Below are 16,110 nucleotides of genomic sequence, written 5' to 3' on the forward strand. Positions count from 1 at the left end.
CTTTCTTTAGCCAATTTCGTCTAAAGTCGAAAAAAGAGCCTAGTATGTACTAGGCTCCCTCACTTGAATAGTTTGCTTTCTTTTTTTTATCTAATTTAATTAAACGTCCATCTTCTTCGTGGAAATCTTCATTAAATTTAGAAAGCGATTTTTCGAAAATATCAATAAAGTCGGGTCCATAAATATGGCGAAGAATACTTGTGATTTCTGATAATTCTGGGAATTTTCCATATAGGTCTCGAATAGGCAATGCACCTTCAAACACACCGTATGTGTCTGGTTGGTATGCTTCAAGTGTTTGAAAAAATAAATCATGACCTTCATTTGTTAAGCATATATACGTATTTCGCTTGTCATTTTCTTTTTTTGAGAAATGAAGGAGACCTCTTTCCTCTAATTTCTTAGAGAAATTAAAGGCGGTAGATACGTGCATAACTCCAAATTTAGCAATATCTGAGATTGAAGCACCATCTAAGTGGTAAGAAATCCAAAGGATGTGATGTTCATTAATATTAAGATCAAATGGTTTAATCCAAGCTTGCCAATCTTTCTCTACTGACTTCCAAAGTGCTTTGCTTAATTGAGCTACCTTATGACTAAACATAACTGATTGTTTTAAGGAGCTAGGTAATTGCTGATCCATCTTTCTCCCCCTAATTAAGAAACATTTGATGACTAATACTAATTAGTCGAGAACGTTGTTACTCTATCGTAAATATTATTTCGAAATAATATTTCTTTTTTATATTATGCCAAGAACCAAAAGAAAAAGAAAGGTAAAAATAAGTTTATTACAAACTTTTAGAAAATCTATAATCTATTTGTATTCGTTGCGATCCATTGTTGCTTGTTCAACATTTTTTTGTAGAGCTTCAATGTCAGCTTTTAATTGAGATACTGCAGGTTCAATATCTTGTTGCCACTTATTAATGGAGTCTTTGACTTCTCCTCCAACAGTTAAAAAAAGCTCTTTTCCTTCTTTGGCAGTTGCTTTTAGTTGTAGTGAAACATGTTTACTATCATTAGCTACTTGCTCAAACTCATTCCGTAGTTTCAAAGTGTTTTCTTTACAGGCAGCTCTAACATTTTTTCCTGCAGCAGGCGTTGTAAATAGTGTAATGATACCTAATATCGCTGCCCCTGTAAAAAAACCTGAGAAAAATGATTTACCATTCATTTAATAATCCACCTCTCATAATGAGTTCTTTGAGCACTCCTATCTGCATAGTAATAATGGATAAGGAGGGGGAAAGATGGAGGCCCTAATTTTATTATTGCTATCGATTTGTTTATTATCATTGTACGGGTTTATTTATGTTTCTTTTCGTCTAGCAGGTAATATAAAGAGTGAAGAAAAAAACCAATTTAGAAATTCGTTCATAACAATGTTAATCATTTTATTGTGCAGTGGAGGATGTGTTTTATTACTCTTAATTTGTTCATAAGAGTGGTTAGGTTCTTTTTCATCCTAACCACTCTTATTGTTAGTTATTCTTGCGGTATGAGTCCATAAGATCTCTTAGGGCAAGACAAGCCTCTAATGGTACTGCATTATACGTCGAAGCACGACAGCCTCCAACAGAGCGATGGCCATTTAAACCAATAAATCCAAGTTCCTTCGCTTTCGCTAGAAACTTTTTATTATCTTCTTCTGTAGGGAGATTAAATGTAATGTTCATTAATGAACGTGCATCTTTCTCTGCATGACCTTTATAAAATCCGCTACTTTCATCAATTGCATCATAAATTAATTTTGCTTTTTCTTCGTTCATTTTCTGAATCGCTTCAACCCCACCTTGCTCTTTGACCCATGTTAAAACTTGATCGAGCATGTAAATAGAGAAGGTTGGCGGTGTATGATAAAGCGAATTCGCATCTGCATGTGTCTTATAGCGAAGGACAGTAGGAATTTGATCAACATTTTCTTCAAGAAGATCTTCTCGAATAATCGCAACTGTTACACCAGAAGGTCCGAGATTCTTTTGTGCTCCAGCATAGATAAGACCAAATTTTTCAATATCTATTGGTCGAGAAAGAATATCACTAGACATATCTGCAATTAAAGGTGCGTGCGTAATTTCTGGGAAATTAGCCCATTGTGTCCCGTAGATCGTATTATTTGAAGTGAGATGTAAATAAGCATCATTCTCGTTAAGTTGTAAGTGAGTAGCATTCGGGATCGTTTTGTATTGGGTATCTTTTGTTGTCGCTGCTATAGCTGTTTCTCCAATTAACTTGGCTTCGTTCAATGCTTTTTCAGACCAAGAACCTGTTAGAATATAATTTCCTATCTTTCCTTCTTTTAGAAATTGAAGAGGAATCATCGAAAATTGTAAACTAGCTCCACCTTGAAGAAATAGAACTTTATATTGATCCGGTATGTTGTATAGTTCTTTTAATAAGTTAATTGCATGTTGGTGGACCGCTTCATATTCTTTGCTACGGTGACTAAGTTCCATAACGGACATGCCCGTTCCATTAAAATTTGTTAACTCTGCTTGTGCTCTCTCTAGTACTTGTTTTGGTAAGGCAGAAGGCCCAGCATTAAAATTGTATACTGTTGTCATATTCTCTCCACTCCTTTATCTGTTCACCACGTTAATAAAACATAGATTGTCATTATCGTACCATAATTCCATTTATTATGGATTGTTTTTTAGTGTTTTCTGAAATTTATCACAAACATAAAGATTGATTTTAATGTAGAGACAAAATTCGTGATAACCTACGGGTCTGTTCCATAGAGCATAACATATGGCATTTCATCATATATTACGCGACTAATTAATGTCAGATCCTATTTGAGAAAGCCTCAATTATCCTTATTTATGTGACCTTTTATATTAAAAACACTAGCATTAGCAGTCTAAGGTACGATCGACTATATTATCCTTTAATAAAAGCATGTATTTCTCGTGCCATTTGCTGCAAATCTTCACTTTTGTATTCTGCACTATGGTCTTTCCAAACAGCTCCAAAGCCATCTCCTTTCCCGTATCTTGGAATAAGATGTACATGATAATGAAAAACAGTTTGTCCAGCAATTTCTCCATTATTATTGACGATGTTTAACCCTTTAGCTTGATAAGCTTGTTTAATGCCTTTGGCAATTTTAGGGATAACCGAAAAAATATGCTTTGAGCGATCTTCAGGTAGATCAAATAGGTCTTGATGATGTGATTTAGGGATAACAAGTGTATGACCTTTTGTTACTTGGCTAATATCTAAAAACGCAAGCGCGTGTTCGTCTTCATACACTTTTGAGGCTGGAATTTCGCCTTTGATGATTTTGCAGAATATACAATTTTGATCATAGGTCATCATAATCCATCCTTTCCATTTTTGCTTAAAACCACTATACATGAGTGCTTATCGTCGTTGCAAGTTGCGTGAGAATCGTTGTCCCCATTTCACAAGATAGCCTCATTTAATTTTATGTAACTTATAGTAGACATTCGAATATTTATAGATGAGTGATATCAAGAGGGGGATACTAACCCAGCTAATTCCCCAAATCTTTAATAAATAGTATTAAGAATGGTCTGGCCACGATGGATTTTTGGTCAGACCTTACTTATTGTGAGTGCTGGGTCATCTTTCTATGTCGAAGAAAGAAAGCCTTTGTCATTAGACTAGAGAACCTTTCCTCATTTTTGGTAAGATAAAGAAGCGAAGGAGTTGTTGTGAACATGTCAGAGGTTTTGAAAATAGAAGGAATTACTGGTGGATACCACCCTAAGAAACCAGTCTTACATGATGTCAATTTTCATGTGAATAAATCAGAGATCGTAGGTTTAATTGGGTTAAATGGTGCAGGGAAAAGTACGACGATTAAACACATTCTAGGGTTATTGCAGCCAGAAAAAGGACAAGTAACAATTGGAGGGCGGACCTTCCAAGAAGACGTAAATGAATTTCGGAGCTCGTATGCTTATATTCCTGAAACACCGATTTTATATGATGAGTTAACATTGTGGGAGCATTTAGAATTAACAGCCTTAGCATACGGCCTAGAAAAAAGCTTATTTGAAAAGCGTGCAGAAAAGCTGCTCTTGGAATTTAGGATGAAAAAAATGAAGAAGTGGTATCCAAGTCATTTTTCAAAAGGGATGCGGCAAAAAGTGATGATTATGAGTGCATTTTTAATAGAACCACCAGTGTATATTGTTGATGAGCCAATTGTAGGGTTAGATCCAATTGGAATTCAGTCATTTTTAACGTTTTTAAGTGATATGAAAAAAAGAGGGGCCGCTGTTTTAATGTCCACTCATATTTTGGCGACGGCAGAGCGTTATTGTGATCGTTTTGTCATTTTGCATCAAGGAAAAGTCGTTTTAGAAGGGACGTTGTCTGAGATGCGCTCAGCTCTTAGACTACCTAATGCTACATTAGATGAAATTTATATCGAAATGACAAAGGAAGAGCTCGTATGAAGGATGGAATGATGTTGTGGAGAGAGCGTGTTAGTTCCTATTGGAATATGGCGATTCGATATTTACGCTTAATAGGCAATAGCGGCTTTCTTTTTACCGTATATGTTCTTATTATTATTGGAAGCTATTACTATAGTGTCTTTTTAGATTGGCTTCCAGATACGTTTCCAGCTGTTTGGGTGTTTGTTGCCATTTTTGCTCATTTGTTGACAAGGAGTGGTATCCGTACGTTTGTAAAGCCGGCTGATGTTGTATTTCTTTTGCCTTATGAATCAAAATTGGGATCTTATTTTCAAGCATCAAAATGGTATAGCCTTGCTTTGCAAAGTGGTGTGTTGTTGGTAGGACTCGTTGTTTTGTCTCCTTTGTTTGCAAAGTACTTAGCCAGTGATGTTGGTAGTTTGTTTCTTGTTCTTGTCCTTTTAATTGTTGTGAAAGGGTGGAATGTTTTTTTGAGTTTTGAGGAACAACGTTTTCAAAGTGAATCTGAAAGGAATTCACATTTCTTATTGCGAGGCATAATTAATATTGTTTTCACATTTTTGCTTTTCTCTGGAGCTAATTGGCTGTTGTTACTAGCGCTATTTGTGATTATGGCAGGTCTGTACATGTTTTATTATAAAAGGCTAGCTCAGCAATTATCAATAAAATGGGATCATTTGATTGAAGTAGAGCAAGGAATGTTGTTGTTCTTTTACCGAATTGCGAATGCCTTTACTGATGTACCACAGTTGCGAAATAAAGTGAGAGCAAGAACGTATTTGCATTGGATTATTAACGGAATTATCGATTCTAAGAAGTCAGTGTATCACTATTTATTTGCTCGTTCTTTTATTCGGGCGAACGATTACGGCGGAATTTATATAAGGCTTGTGTTGGTTTGTGCTATTGTTCTGATCGCTCTCCCAAGTGGTTGGCTTCAACTCGTTGTTCTTCTACTCTTTATGCATATGGTGACTAACCAGCTATCGACACTTTGGTATCATTATGATACGAATATGTGGGTCGATCTCTATCCAGTAGTGAAAGGGCAGAAGAAAGAGGCGTTAACGCAACTTGCCTTCAGGTTGCTTTTGATTATGACTGCTGTCCAACTTGGAGTCTTGCTTGCTACTTCATCACTCGCTATTTTTGTAATTGCTATTGCAATAGGAGGAATATATAGCTACATTGGGAGTCAGAAATTAATTCACAAAAGGAAAAAGTAGTCATCTTCTTGTAAGTTATAGCATCAATAAGGACAAAGGGGTGGTTGCTATGTATGAAAAGGAGATAGCTGAAGAGCTTTCAAGGTGGAAGAGAAAGTTGCTAAAGAGACCATCGATGGTAGGTCGCTATACGAAAGGTTTACAGTCAAAGATGAATAACCTTATCCCAGAAAAAATTCATTCGGTTGTAACAGCAAGTATTAAGAATATGGTACACGCAACTTTGGTTGGATCTGAATATACAACAAAAAAACAACCAGAGTCCGCTCAGAGCTTAAAGCAAAGAGAAAAGAAAGTACTTCAAATATTGAAGTCATATAAACGGACGGCAGCTCTTGAAGGAGCTGGAACAGGAGCGGGCGGGATTTTGCTCGGTATGGCTGATTTTCCATTGTTGCTTAGTATTAAAATGAAGTTTTTATTTGATGTAGCATCTGCTTACGGGTACGACGTTAGTGATTATCGCGAGCGACTCTTTGTTCTTTACTTATTTCAACTTACTTTTGCAAGAGAAGAAAAGCGTGCTGATTTAATTAAGCAACTAGAGGAATGGGAGTTACTGAAAGAACGACTCCCTGAAAAAGATGAGTATTTAGCTAACTTTGATTGGAAGGCGTTTCAACTTGATTATCGTGATTATATAGACTTAGCGAAAATGCTACAAATGATTCCTGGCGTCGGCGCGGTTATCGGGGCCGCAGCGAATTATCGTTTTCTTGATGTGTTAGGAGAAACAGCTATGAATGGGTACCGGATCAGATGGTTATCGTCTCTTCCTGAGTAAAAAAAACAAGAGGTTGACTCTACATTTGGAGTCAACCTCTTGTTTTTATTGCAAAAGAAAAAACATCCCGTTTGTTCGAAGAAGTGCAAAGGCTCCGCTCTTTGTTTGAGGAATGACTAAAAGGAGAAAGCACCCTTTTGGTCATTCCTCTTAAATCGTAAATGGAAGTGATTGAGCGATTCGAGCTAAATAGGCAGAAATAACAGCGAATTTACCAGTGAACAGTAAAATACCGAGTATGACCATTATTCCACCGCTTACTTTTTGAATAGTCGGTAGCCATTTATTTAATCGGCGTATTCGATCAAGTGAGCGTGACCACAAAAGAGCGACTAGTAAAAAGGGAATGCCTAATCCAATGGAATAAACTAATAGCATAAACATTCCTGACCACATTGTCTCAGATTTGCTGGCGAGAAAGAGAATTGATGATAGGACAAGCCCAATACAAGGTGACCAACCAGTTCCAAATAAGAAGCCAAGAAGTACGGAGTTGGCGAAACTTGATGACTTTCTAGGTTTGACAGAAAGTTTCTTTTCGCTCATCAGCATTCGAATCGATATAATCCCCATCATTTGTAGACCGAATACAGCGATAATAATTCCTCCTATTTGTTCGAAGAGCTGTCTATTTCCTAAAAAAGCTTGACCAATAAAGGTTGATGAAGCCCCTAGCAAAAGAAAAATAGAGGTGAAGCCAATAATAAAGCCGATACTTCTTGATAATATTAGTTTTCGATCAGCTTCTATTTCGTTGTTAGAAATATTCGTTCCAGTTAATTGGGCCAAATAAGCAGGTACTAAAGGGAAAATACAAGGTGATAAAAAAGAAATAACGCCAGCTAAAAAGGCAAGCCAGATGGAAACCTCTGTCATTTTGAACACATCCTTATTAGTAAATCATGAACTCTAGACAAATGTAGAACTGTTGCCCAAAAAGGACTACACATTTACACTATTCTATTCTATTCTAGTCCAATCTAAATATATGTATCAATTATTTGTACTTGTCTCATTATAACTGTTTCGAGCTAGAGGAAAAGAGTCAAGCCAAAAACTTCACGGAAAGATCACAAGCTTAGTCGAATATCAGTCTTGAGGAGGAGAGAAAACCATTCTATAGATTGGCTTCAAATTCTTGTTTTTTCTCTACAATAAAAGTAGTTCAAATAAGGAGGAACCTGGAACGATAGTTGGTGGATTTCTTCTCATTCTTATTGGAGCAAGTGTTCTTCTTGGAATTGAAAAATGTGAAATGAAAATCCAAAAACATATAAGATTAGCGCAATCGTTAGAGTGGTTGGAGAAGGGAAAAGCAACCAAGAAATAGCGGATACCTTTTTATTGGAATCAAAACAGTCAAAACGCATGTGAGTCACACTTTACAAAAGTTAGAGTTAGATGATCGAACGCAGATGGCTGTATATGCTCACCGTGCAGGCTTAGTAAAATAGGGAAAGCTACCTTTTTTTTCCTGCGAAGCGGCAATGGCTCCGCACTCTGCACGCTAACTATGAGAAACCACTCATAGCAGGCTTAGAAGAATAGCAGAGGCTCCGCTCATTGCTTCGAGTTTGTTAAAATGGAAAAACGCCTCTTTTTAAACAAACTCTTTATAATTGATAGGTTGTTACAAAGGATGGTCGTGGGAAAACCTCTGTTGATAGAGCGGAGGATGTTCCACGATTTTTGTGTGCATTTTTGTATGAATTCGATGTTTGCCAATTCTTAAACGATTCCTCGTTATCCCATACGGTCATGATCGCATATGTATCATCTTTGAGAGGACGGAGAATACGGATCGCTTGGAAGCCTGGTTCACTTTCAACTAAACCCGCTCGTTTAAGAAAGCGTTCTTCGAAGGCTGGACGCCCGTCTTCTGTTACAGGAATATTATTAATAACGACATAACCTTGTGCAGAAACTAGGCCAGTCTCGCTAAGAATCTCATACTGTTTAGTATCACGATGGTCAAAGTCTTCTTCTAAATAAACAAAATGGCCTGATTCTCCTTGCATGTTTAGTCCGGTTACGTGTGAAGTTTCAGCAACTGAAACAGGGATAAAGCTTACTTTTTTCACTGATTGTTCCTCCTCTAATTTACGTACATTTGAAACGAATTGAGAGTTGATTCGTAAATAAGTGTACCCATTAGGGATTTAGCGTGCAACTGTTATGAACTTTATAGATACGGGTATAGTAGGTAATAGAAGGGAGGTGGAAGGATTGAAAAAGAAAATTCTACTAGGTTTATCGACTGCTTTAGGAACAGTGCTTTTGGCATTAATTATATATTTAGTTATTATTCTAGCTGGTAATTTTGCGATTGATGAACAGAAACTTGTGATGAATACTACTACTTCTCTTGTTGATCAAAATGGAGAAGTTGTAACGCAGCTTTTTGTTGAAAATAGAGAACTCGTTTCGATTCAAGAAATACCAAAACATGTTCAACAAGCTTTTATTTCTATAGAAGATGCAAGGTTTCTTGAACACCAAGGAATTGATTTCCGTTCAATTGGGCGTGCGCTCTATCGAGATATTTTAGCTGGGGCAAAAGTGGAGGGTGGTAGTACGATTACCCAGCAACTTGTGAAAAATGTATTTTTAACGAGCGAGAAAACGTTACTAAGAAAAACAAATGAAGTGCTTATTGCGATGAACTTGGAACGCAGATATAGCAAAAATGAAATACTGGAAATGTACTTAAATCGTATTTATTTTGGCCATGGTGCATACGGGATTCAAACTGCTTCTAACTTGTATTTTAATAAAGACGTGCAAGATTTATCGATTGAGGAAGGGGCGCTTCTTGCGGGCTTACCGAAAGCACCCAATTTATATTCACCGATTACACATCCTGAACGAAGCAAACAAAGGCGTGATCTTGTTCTAACACTGATGGAGCGACAACGGCAGTTAAGTTCAGAAGAAGCCAAGTATTTAAGAGGAAAAACGGTTGTGGTGGATCAAAATCGAATAACGGAAAATGATGCTTACCTTACCTACATTGACATGGTGCTAGATGAAGCGCGTGATCGGTACCACTTAACGAACGAAGAAGTATTAACAGGTGGTTATCAAATTGTTGTTCCAATGAATAAACACCTTCAAGAAGTTTCCTATCAAAAATTGAAAGAAGATCATTATTTTCCTAGTGGTAATGGCGATGCTGAAGCAGCAGTTGTTCTTATCGATGTTGATACAGGTGGGGTGCTGGCAGTTCAAGGTGGACGTGAGTATGTTAGGAGAGGGATTAATCGAGTGAATGTCGGTCGTCAGCCGGGATCGGCTATAAAACCATTAGCTGTTTATGCTCCCGCACTTGAAGAGGAGAATTACCATCCCTACTCCCCGCTTGTCGATGAATTGCGTGATTATGATGGATATACGCCTAGAAACTTCAATCGTCACTATTCAGGGAAAATGACAATGTATGATGCCCTTACTCATTCAGCTAATGCACCTGCGGTTTGGCTGTTAAATGAAATAGGTGTTGAGAGGTCTGTTCAAGCATTAAATCAGTTTGGCATTGTAACGTCAGATCGTGGACTTGCGATAGCTCTAGGCGGACTGACAGACGGGGCAACACCTCTAGAGTTAGCTTCTGCTTACCGAGTATTTGCAAAAGGTGGTCAGCGAGTAGACCCATACTTTATTGAGGCTATTTACAAGAAAAATGGAGAGAGAATCATAGGCGATGAACAGACTGAAGAAACGGTTGTTTCAAGCCAAACCGCTTGGTATATGACAAGGATGCTTCAATCTGTTGTACAAAATGGAACAGGTAGACAAGGAGAGGTCTATACCTCATTAGCAGGAAAAACAGGTACGACAACGTATCCTGAAGTAGAGGGGGCAACAATGGATGCGTGGTTTGTAGGGTACACTCCTACTGTTGTTGGGGCTGTATGGATGGGCTATGATATTACATCGACAGACCATTATTTGCATGGAGGTAGTGCTTATCCAACAGTACTGTTTAAAGATATCCTTAATGAATTACCAAATACAATGAGGGAAGTGGCGTTTCACAAACCGGAAGAAGTTGCAGAGCTCGAACCACCTGTTGAACTGCCAATCTTAACGGATGTAACAGCAACCTTTTCTATAGGTGGTAGAGGATTCTCAAGTATTCTCTTAGAGTGGACTGGGAAAGATGACGATAGGATTAACTATCATATTTATGAAAAGAGCAAGGGAGAAAGGAAGCGAATTGCATCAGTTGTTGGACAAAGTCACTATTATATTAGTAGTAGAAATCCATTTTCTAACAAGCAGTACGAAGTCATTCCATATGATTCGATAACAGAACAAGAAGGAGAGCGTTCGAATACAGCTGATGTTACATTTAAATTAGGGTTGCATTAAAGAGCTTATTTAGTAGTCAAGGTAAATGCAATTATTGGTTGAAAGTATGGGAGTATTTGTTCCACGCTAAGGGATATGGGGATAGTGTAACTCTTGGCTCTCCTCCTATGATTGTCCCTGTTCCCTATTCTACATTAGAATTAATAATAGGGTTTGTTTGATTGTTTCCCATAAATAGCGGCATTAACATTCATCAATTTTATGACAGTTTAATCGATTGGGTATACACGTAATTATTCGATCATTATAGTAAAAGTTGTATAAAATGCTTTTTGGATCTTATTCAAGTAAAATAGATACTATGAGATGTAAAAGAAGGAGTGGCAGAATGGATCAGAAGAGGTTTAACGATACGTTTTTAAAAGCATGTAGAGGAGAAGATCACGATCACGTGCCTGTATGGTATATGCGACAAGCTGGGAGATCTCAGCCTGAATATCGAAAGATTAAGGAGAAATATTCTCTTTTTGAAATTACTCATCAGCCGGAGCTATGTGCATATGTGACCAAATTACCTGTAGATCAATATAACAATGATGCTGCGATTTTATATAAAGATATTATGACACCGCTACCTGCAATAGGAGTAGATGTGGAGATAAAATCAGGGATTGGTCCTGTTATTGAAAATCCAATTACATCAAAAGCTGATGTTGAAAAATTAGGTGTTATTACACCAGAAAAAGATGTTCCTTATGTTCTAGATACGATTAAATTGCTGCGAGAGCAACTAACGGTTCCACTTATTAGTTTTGGAGGAGCGCCCTTTACGCTTGCAAGTTATATGATTGAGGGAGGTCCTTCAAAAAATTATAACAAGACGAAAGCATTTATGTATGCAGAGCCAGAAGCATGGCATTTACTAATGGATAAGCTAGGAGAAATGACTATAACATATGTTAAATCACAAATTGCTGCCGGTGCTCAAGCAATTCAGATTTTTGATTCTTGGGTAGGAACGTTAAATGTAGCGGATTATCGTACATTCGTAAAACCAATCATGCATAAAATCTTTGCAGAATTGAAGCAAGAAAATGTTCCGCTAATTATGTTTGGTGTAGGGGCGAGTCATCTAGCAAATGAATGGAATGATTTGCCACTAGATGTAATCGGACTTGATTGGCGTATTTCTGTACAAGAAGCAAGAGATTTAGGAATTAAGAAGACCGTGCAAGGTAACCTTGATCCGGCTATTCTATTAGCTCCATGGGACGTCATTGAAGAACGGGCCAAAGCGATTTTAGACCAGGGCATGAAAAATTCTAACTTTATTTTTAATTTAGGTCACGGGGTATTTCCTGAGGTACAACCAGAGACATTAAAGAGATTAACTGCTTTTGTACATGACTATTCAATGAACAAGTAAGGTGAGGTGAGGAAATGACGAAGAAAAAAATAGGGTTACTTGTGATGGCTTATGGTACCCCTAGAACTAAAGAGGAAATAGAGCCGTATTATACACATATTCGCCGCGGAAGAAAACCATCAGAGGAAGCATTAGAAGAATTAACTGAACGATATGAAGCCATTGGGGGAATAAGTCCACTCGCAAAAATTACAGAGGATCAAGCTTTTGGCCTTGAACAACAGTTAAACAAAGAGTTTGAAGACATTGAGTTCAAAGCTTACCTTGGTTTGAAGCATATTGATCCTTTTATTGAAGATGCTGTCAAACAAATGAAGAAAGATGGCATAGAAGAGGCTGTTAGTTTAGTGCTTGCACCACATTTTTCTACATACAGTGTGAAATCTTACAATGGACGGGCTCATGAGGAGTCTGAAACTGTAAATGGCCCGACGATTTATAGTGTTAATAGTTGGTATGACGAACCTCTTTTTATTAACTATTGGGTGAATCAGGTGAAGCAAACAATGGAAGAAATTCAGGACAAAGAGAAAGCCTGTGTCATCTTTTCTGCACATAGTTTACCAGAGAAAATCACAAAAATGGATGACCCTTATCCACAACAATTACAGGAAACGGCGAATTTGATTGCAGAAAAAGCAGGGATCGACCATTATACTATTGGTTGGCAAAGTGAAGGGAATACACCAGATCCTTGGCTTGGACCAGACGTACAAGATTTGACGCGAGATCTATACGAGAAACAAGGCTACACATCAATCGTCTATTGTCCAGTAGGGTTTGTTGCTGATCATTTAGAAGTTCTATATGATAATGATATTGAATGTAAGGTTGTAACAGATGAGTTGGGTATTAAGTATTATCGCCCAGAAATGCCAAACGCGAAGCAAGAATTTATTGAGTGTCTAGCGACTATCGTGAAAAAAAAGCTTGCAGAGAAAAGGTGACTGCTGTGGAAAACAGGGAAAGAAGAATTGCGATAATCGGTGGAGGAATCACTGGTTTAGCAGCTGCACACAAACTTGAAAAGGCAAAAAAAAATGGTAATCATGTAACGTATGATCTATTTGAAAAAAGCGGACGACTTGGTGGGAAAATTAAAACAGAACGAGCGAATGGATTTGTTGTTGAACTTGGACCTGATTCCTATTTAGCGAGAAAAGAAAGTATGACTCGGCTTGCTAAAGAGGTAGGATTGAAAGATGAATTGCTTTCAAATGATACGGGACAAGCATATGTGTTAAAAGGTGAGACCCTTCATCCAATACCTGGTGGAGCTATTATGGGCATTCCAACAGAAATTAAGCCATTCATCAATACTAGCCTTTTATCGCCGATTGGAAAATTAAGAGCAGCAGGAGATTTCTTTTATCCTCGAATCACAGCGAAGGATGAAGATATCTCGCTAGGGCATTTCTTTAGACGAAGACTTGGAAACGAAGTGGTCGATAGTCTAATTGAACCACTTTTATCAGGTATTTATGCTGGGAATCTTGATAAGCTTAGTTTAAAAGCAACCTTTCCGCAATTTCAACAAGTCGAACAGAAACACGGCAGCCTAATTCGTGGAATGAAAGGTTCAAAAGCGAAGCAAGATAAGCCACAAGAAGAGGCATCGAAGTCTAAAGGAATGTTCTTAACGTTTCGTAAAGGATTAGAGTCATTTGTTGAGGCGATTGAAGCGCATCTAGATGCAAATTCGATTCATAAAAATAGTCATCTTACGAAAGTGTATAAAAAAGATGGTCAATTTCATTTGCAGTTTGCAAGTGGTGAGACCGAGGTTTATGATAATGTGATTATCACGACACCACCAAAGGTTACAGCTGAAATATTCCAAGACTATCCCTATTTCACGTATTTACACGAAATGGAGGCAACGACAGTAGCAACTGTGGCACTGGCTTATAAAAAAGAGAAAGTAACGAATCCGTTTGATGGAACTGGCTTTGTTGTATCAAAGAAAAGCAATCATACAATTACTGCCTGTACGTGGACTCATAAAAAATGGCGGCATTCAACACCTGAAGGATACGCGTTGCTTCGTGCTTATGTTGGCCGTGCTGGCGATTCTGCGATTGTTTCGCGGAATGATGAAGAAATATTAAGTGCTGTTCTTTATGATCTCAAGCAAATTATGACGATAGAAGGAAAACCTGAATTTTTCTTTATTGAACGTTGGCAAGAAGCCATGCCTCAATATAATGTGGGTCACACGTTTAAAATGAGTAAAATAAAAGAAGATATTGCCCGTAATCTTCCTGGTTTGTATCTAGCAGGTGGAGGATTTGAGGGAATTGGGTTACCAGATTGTATAGACCAGGGTGAAGCAGCTGTAGATCGTATTTTGAAAAAATGATAGAGTGAACAGAGGATGACAATAACAGGTAAGAAAAATGTTAACAGCAAGTTGATAAGTAATTATGAGACTACTTCAAATGGGCCTTCCCTTTTGAAGTAGTCTCATTCACAGATTAATTTTGATTCCTTTCATTATCTTGTTCAACCTCCTTTGCTCTCAAATTTGCTTTCATAAGGAATTATATCTAAACTACGGTAAACTGAACAAGAGAAATGTGAATTTTGTTGCCTGTTTTGGAGTTGACAATAGACAAAACCCGCTCATTTCTGACTGGTTATGAGCGGGTTAAAATATTATTGATTTAGAATCGCGTCAAGACGTGAAGTATCAACAAATCCATCAAGATCAGGGTCTGTATCCATGAACTTTAACTCATAAGAAGCGTCAGCCCAGGCTTGTAATGCTTCAGGATGTGTTTCTGTTGTCACAGCCAGACGCGTCCAAGCTTTTTCAAGGACTGTTTCTGGTAAGCGATTTTGAGTTAAGTCAAATAGATGATCGTTAATTGTTGTTAGGGTATCTTCCAAATTTTCTTGGGTATAATTAACAGCTTGCTTATGTCCGCGTAGTACAGCATCAACAGCTTCCGGATTTTGTTCTAAGAATTGTTTAGAAGTAACAACGACAACACTTGCTAATTCTTCCCCTAAAAGACATTATTCCATTCAGTTACAACATTTGCATTAAGTTCCTCAACTAGATACGTTCCCCAAGGTTCTGGAGCGGCAGCAGCGTCAATTTGTCCTTGCTCAAACATTGCAACCATATTTGCTGGTGCAATACGTGATTGATGTTCTATCGTACCAACACGATTTGATTCAAGACCAATTTCTTTTAACATCATTTCAAGCTGAGGTTTTTTTAGATAGACTAAGTATATGTAGAGCTTAGTATCTGTCAAATGTTTTTGAATATTTCCGAGTGTTTTTATAAGGATTGGAAAATACATTGAACTGAACATGGTTTATTGTTGCTATTTTGTGGTAAGATAATCCATGTAATTGACTTGGTCGACCCTGGTAATTTATTGGAAGGACGAGGAGAGAACGGAAATGACTAACCAATTAGATGTCCTGAAGGCGTTACGGCAAACGCGTCATGATTGGTTGAACGTTATGCAGTTAATAAAAGGAAACTTAGCACTTAAACGATATGATCGCATTGAAGAGATTATTGATCAAGTGACGCAACAGTCCATTTGCGAGAGTAAAATTTCAGAAATACAAGCAGCGAGTGTTGTGTATTTTCTATTAACGTATAATTGGTTCAGCACCAAAATGAAATTAGAGATAGACGTAGCTGGAGACATCTTTTCTCTTGAAAAAGAGGAAATTCAGCTTCTACGACTATGTGAAGAAATTACGGAGAAACTAACAATAGGTAGTTCTACGGATTCCGAAAATCATTTACTTCTTACATTTTTATTTACAGATAATAAATGTGAAATGACGTTTGATTTTCAGGGTACGTTAGAAATGAAAAGTGAGGATTGGCATCAATTCATAAAGGATTGGGAGCCAGACGTGAAGCTTGTTGAAATGAGCAAGCATGAATGTGTGTTAATAGCAAGTTTTACGAGAAGTTGA

16 protein-coding genes and 1 pseudogene are annotated in these 16,110 nt (G+C 37.5%); 9 read left to right on the forward strand and 8 right to left on the reverse strand.

Translation table 11 applies throughout. The features are described 5' to 3' along the window. Positions 1-49 precede the first annotated feature (49 nt). From SAZ04_RS08755 to SAZ04_RS08770, 4 genes are all read right to left on the reverse strand, one after another. Complete coding sequence (locus SAZ04_RS08755; protein WP_332694141.1) at positions 50-643, reverse strand: HTH-type transcriptional regulator Hpr; 594 nt, start codon at positions 641-643, stop codon at positions 50-52. 174 nt (positions 644-817) lie between these two features. Beyond that, positions 818-1,177 (reverse strand): YtxH domain-containing protein, encoded by a 360-nt coding sequence (locus SAZ04_RS08760; protein WP_332694144.1) that lies wholly within the window; start codon positions 1,175-1,177, stop codon positions 818-820. Positions 1,178-1,484: 307 nt separating this feature from the next. After that, a complete protein-coding gene (serC, locus tag SAZ04_RS08765; RefSeq protein ID WP_332694147.1) occupies positions 1,485-2,567 on the reverse strand; it encodes a 3-phosphoserine/phosphohydroxythreonine transaminase in 1,083 nt (360 codons plus the stop codon). Positions 2,568-2,886: 319 nt separating this feature from the next. Then, on the reverse strand, positions 2,887-3,321 hold the full coding sequence (locus tag SAZ04_RS08770) for an HIT family protein (RefSeq protein ID WP_332694288.1): 435 nt from the start codon (positions 3,319-3,321) through the stop codon (positions 2,887-2,889). Positions 3,322-3,689: 368 nt separating this feature from the next. Between SAZ04_RS08770 and SAZ04_RS08775 the strand changes: the two genes are divergently transcribed. Genes SAZ04_RS08775 through SAZ04_RS08785 form a run of 3 tightly spaced genes read left to right on the forward strand, consistent with a single transcriptional unit; the run spans position 3,690 to position 6,425 of the window. Further along, on the forward strand, positions 3,690-4,433 hold the full coding sequence (locus SAZ04_RS08775) for an ABC transporter ATP-binding protein (protein WP_332694150.1): 744 nt from the start codon (positions 3,690-3,692) through the stop codon (positions 4,431-4,433). Continuing rightward, positions 4,430-5,641: an ABC transporter permease gene (locus SAZ04_RS08780; RefSeq protein WP_332694153.1), complete on the forward strand. Its 1,212-nt coding sequence runs from the start codon at positions 4,430-4,432 to the stop codon at positions 5,639-5,641. The genes SAZ04_RS08775 and SAZ04_RS08780 overlap by 4 nt, the downstream gene beginning before the upstream one ends. A 49-nt stretch (positions 5,642-5,690) precedes the next feature. After that, the gene (locus tag SAZ04_RS08785; protein ID WP_332694156.1) at positions 5,691-6,425 is read left to right on the forward strand and encodes an EcsC family protein; all 735 of its coding nucleotides are present in this window, start codon (positions 5,691-5,693) and stop codon (positions 6,423-6,425) included. Positions 6,426-6,575: 150 nt separating this feature from the next. On the opposite strand, the gene SAZ04_RS08790 is transcribed toward SAZ04_RS08785, so the two are convergent. After that, positions 6,576-7,301: a cytochrome c biogenesis CcdA family protein gene (locus SAZ04_RS08790; RefSeq protein WP_332694159.1), complete on the reverse strand. Its 726-nt coding sequence runs from the start codon at positions 7,299-7,301 to the stop codon at positions 6,576-6,578. A gap of 423 nt (positions 7,302-7,724) precedes the next feature. On the opposite strand from SAZ04_RS08790, the pseudogene SAZ04_RS08795 reads away from it, so the two are divergent. Next, positions 7,725-7,879, forward strand: a pseudogene (locus tag SAZ04_RS08795) (response regulator transcription factor); the annotation flags it as partial. A 159-nt stretch (positions 7,880-8,038) separates the two neighbouring features. Here SAZ04_RS08795 and SAZ04_RS08800 read toward each other — a convergent pair. Then, positions 8,039-8,506: an antibiotic biosynthesis monooxygenase family protein gene (locus SAZ04_RS08800; protein ID WP_332694167.1), complete on the reverse strand. Its 468-nt coding sequence runs from the start codon at positions 8,504-8,506 to the stop codon at positions 8,039-8,041. Positions 8,507-8,651: 145 nt separating this feature from the next. On the opposite strand from SAZ04_RS08800, the gene SAZ04_RS08805 reads away from it, so the two are divergent. From SAZ04_RS08805 to hemY, 4 genes are all read left to right on the forward strand, one after another. Next, complete coding sequence (locus tag SAZ04_RS08805; RefSeq protein WP_332694169.1) at positions 8,652-10,796, forward strand: transglycosylase domain-containing protein; 2,145 nt, start codon at positions 8,652-8,654, stop codon at positions 10,794-10,796. 328 nt (positions 10,797-11,124) lie between these two features. Next, positions 11,125-12,162: a uroporphyrinogen decarboxylase gene (hemE, locus tag SAZ04_RS08810; RefSeq protein WP_332694172.1), complete on the forward strand. Its 1,038-nt coding sequence runs from the start codon at positions 11,125-11,127 to the stop codon at positions 12,160-12,162. 14 nt (positions 12,163-12,176) lie between these two features. Beyond that, positions 12,177-13,109 carry a ferrochelatase gene (hemH, locus tag SAZ04_RS08815; RefSeq protein ID WP_332694175.1) on the forward strand — a complete coding sequence of 311 codons (933 nt, stop codon included), beginning with the start codon at positions 12,177-12,179 and terminating at the stop codon, positions 13,107-13,109. 5 nt (positions 13,110-13,114) lie between these two features. Beyond that, entirely contained in the window at positions 13,115-14,521 is a 1,407-nt protein-coding gene (gene hemY, locus SAZ04_RS08820) for a protoporphyrinogen oxidase (RefSeq protein ID WP_332694178.1), read from the forward strand. A 296-nt stretch (positions 14,522-14,817) separates the two neighbouring features. Here hemY and SAZ04_RS08825 read toward each other — a convergent pair whose 3' ends face one another. Further along, positions 14,818-15,051 (reverse strand): aliphatic sulfonate ABC transporter substrate-binding protein, encoded by a 234-nt coding sequence (locus SAZ04_RS08825; protein ID WP_332694181.1) that lies wholly within the window; start codon positions 15,049-15,051, stop codon positions 14,818-14,820. Between the two features lie 119 nt (positions 15,052-15,170). Beyond that, on the reverse strand, positions 15,171-15,485 hold the full coding sequence (locus SAZ04_RS08830; protein WP_332694184.1) for an ABC transporter substrate-binding protein: 315 nt from the start codon (positions 15,483-15,485) through the stop codon (positions 15,171-15,173). 91 nt (positions 15,486-15,576) lie between these two features. Between SAZ04_RS08830 and SAZ04_RS08835 the strand changes: the two genes are divergently transcribed. Beyond that, positions 15,577-16,110 carry a Spo0B C-terminal domain-containing protein gene (locus SAZ04_RS08835; RefSeq protein WP_332694187.1) on the forward strand — a complete coding sequence of 178 codons (534 nt, stop codon included), beginning with the start codon at positions 15,577-15,579 and terminating at the stop codon, positions 16,108-16,110.

Source organism: Halalkalibacter lacteus, assembly GCF_036663595.1.
Classification (GTDB): Bacteria; Bacillota; Bacilli; order Bacillales; family Bacillaceae_D; genus Halalkalibacter; species Halalkalibacter lacteus.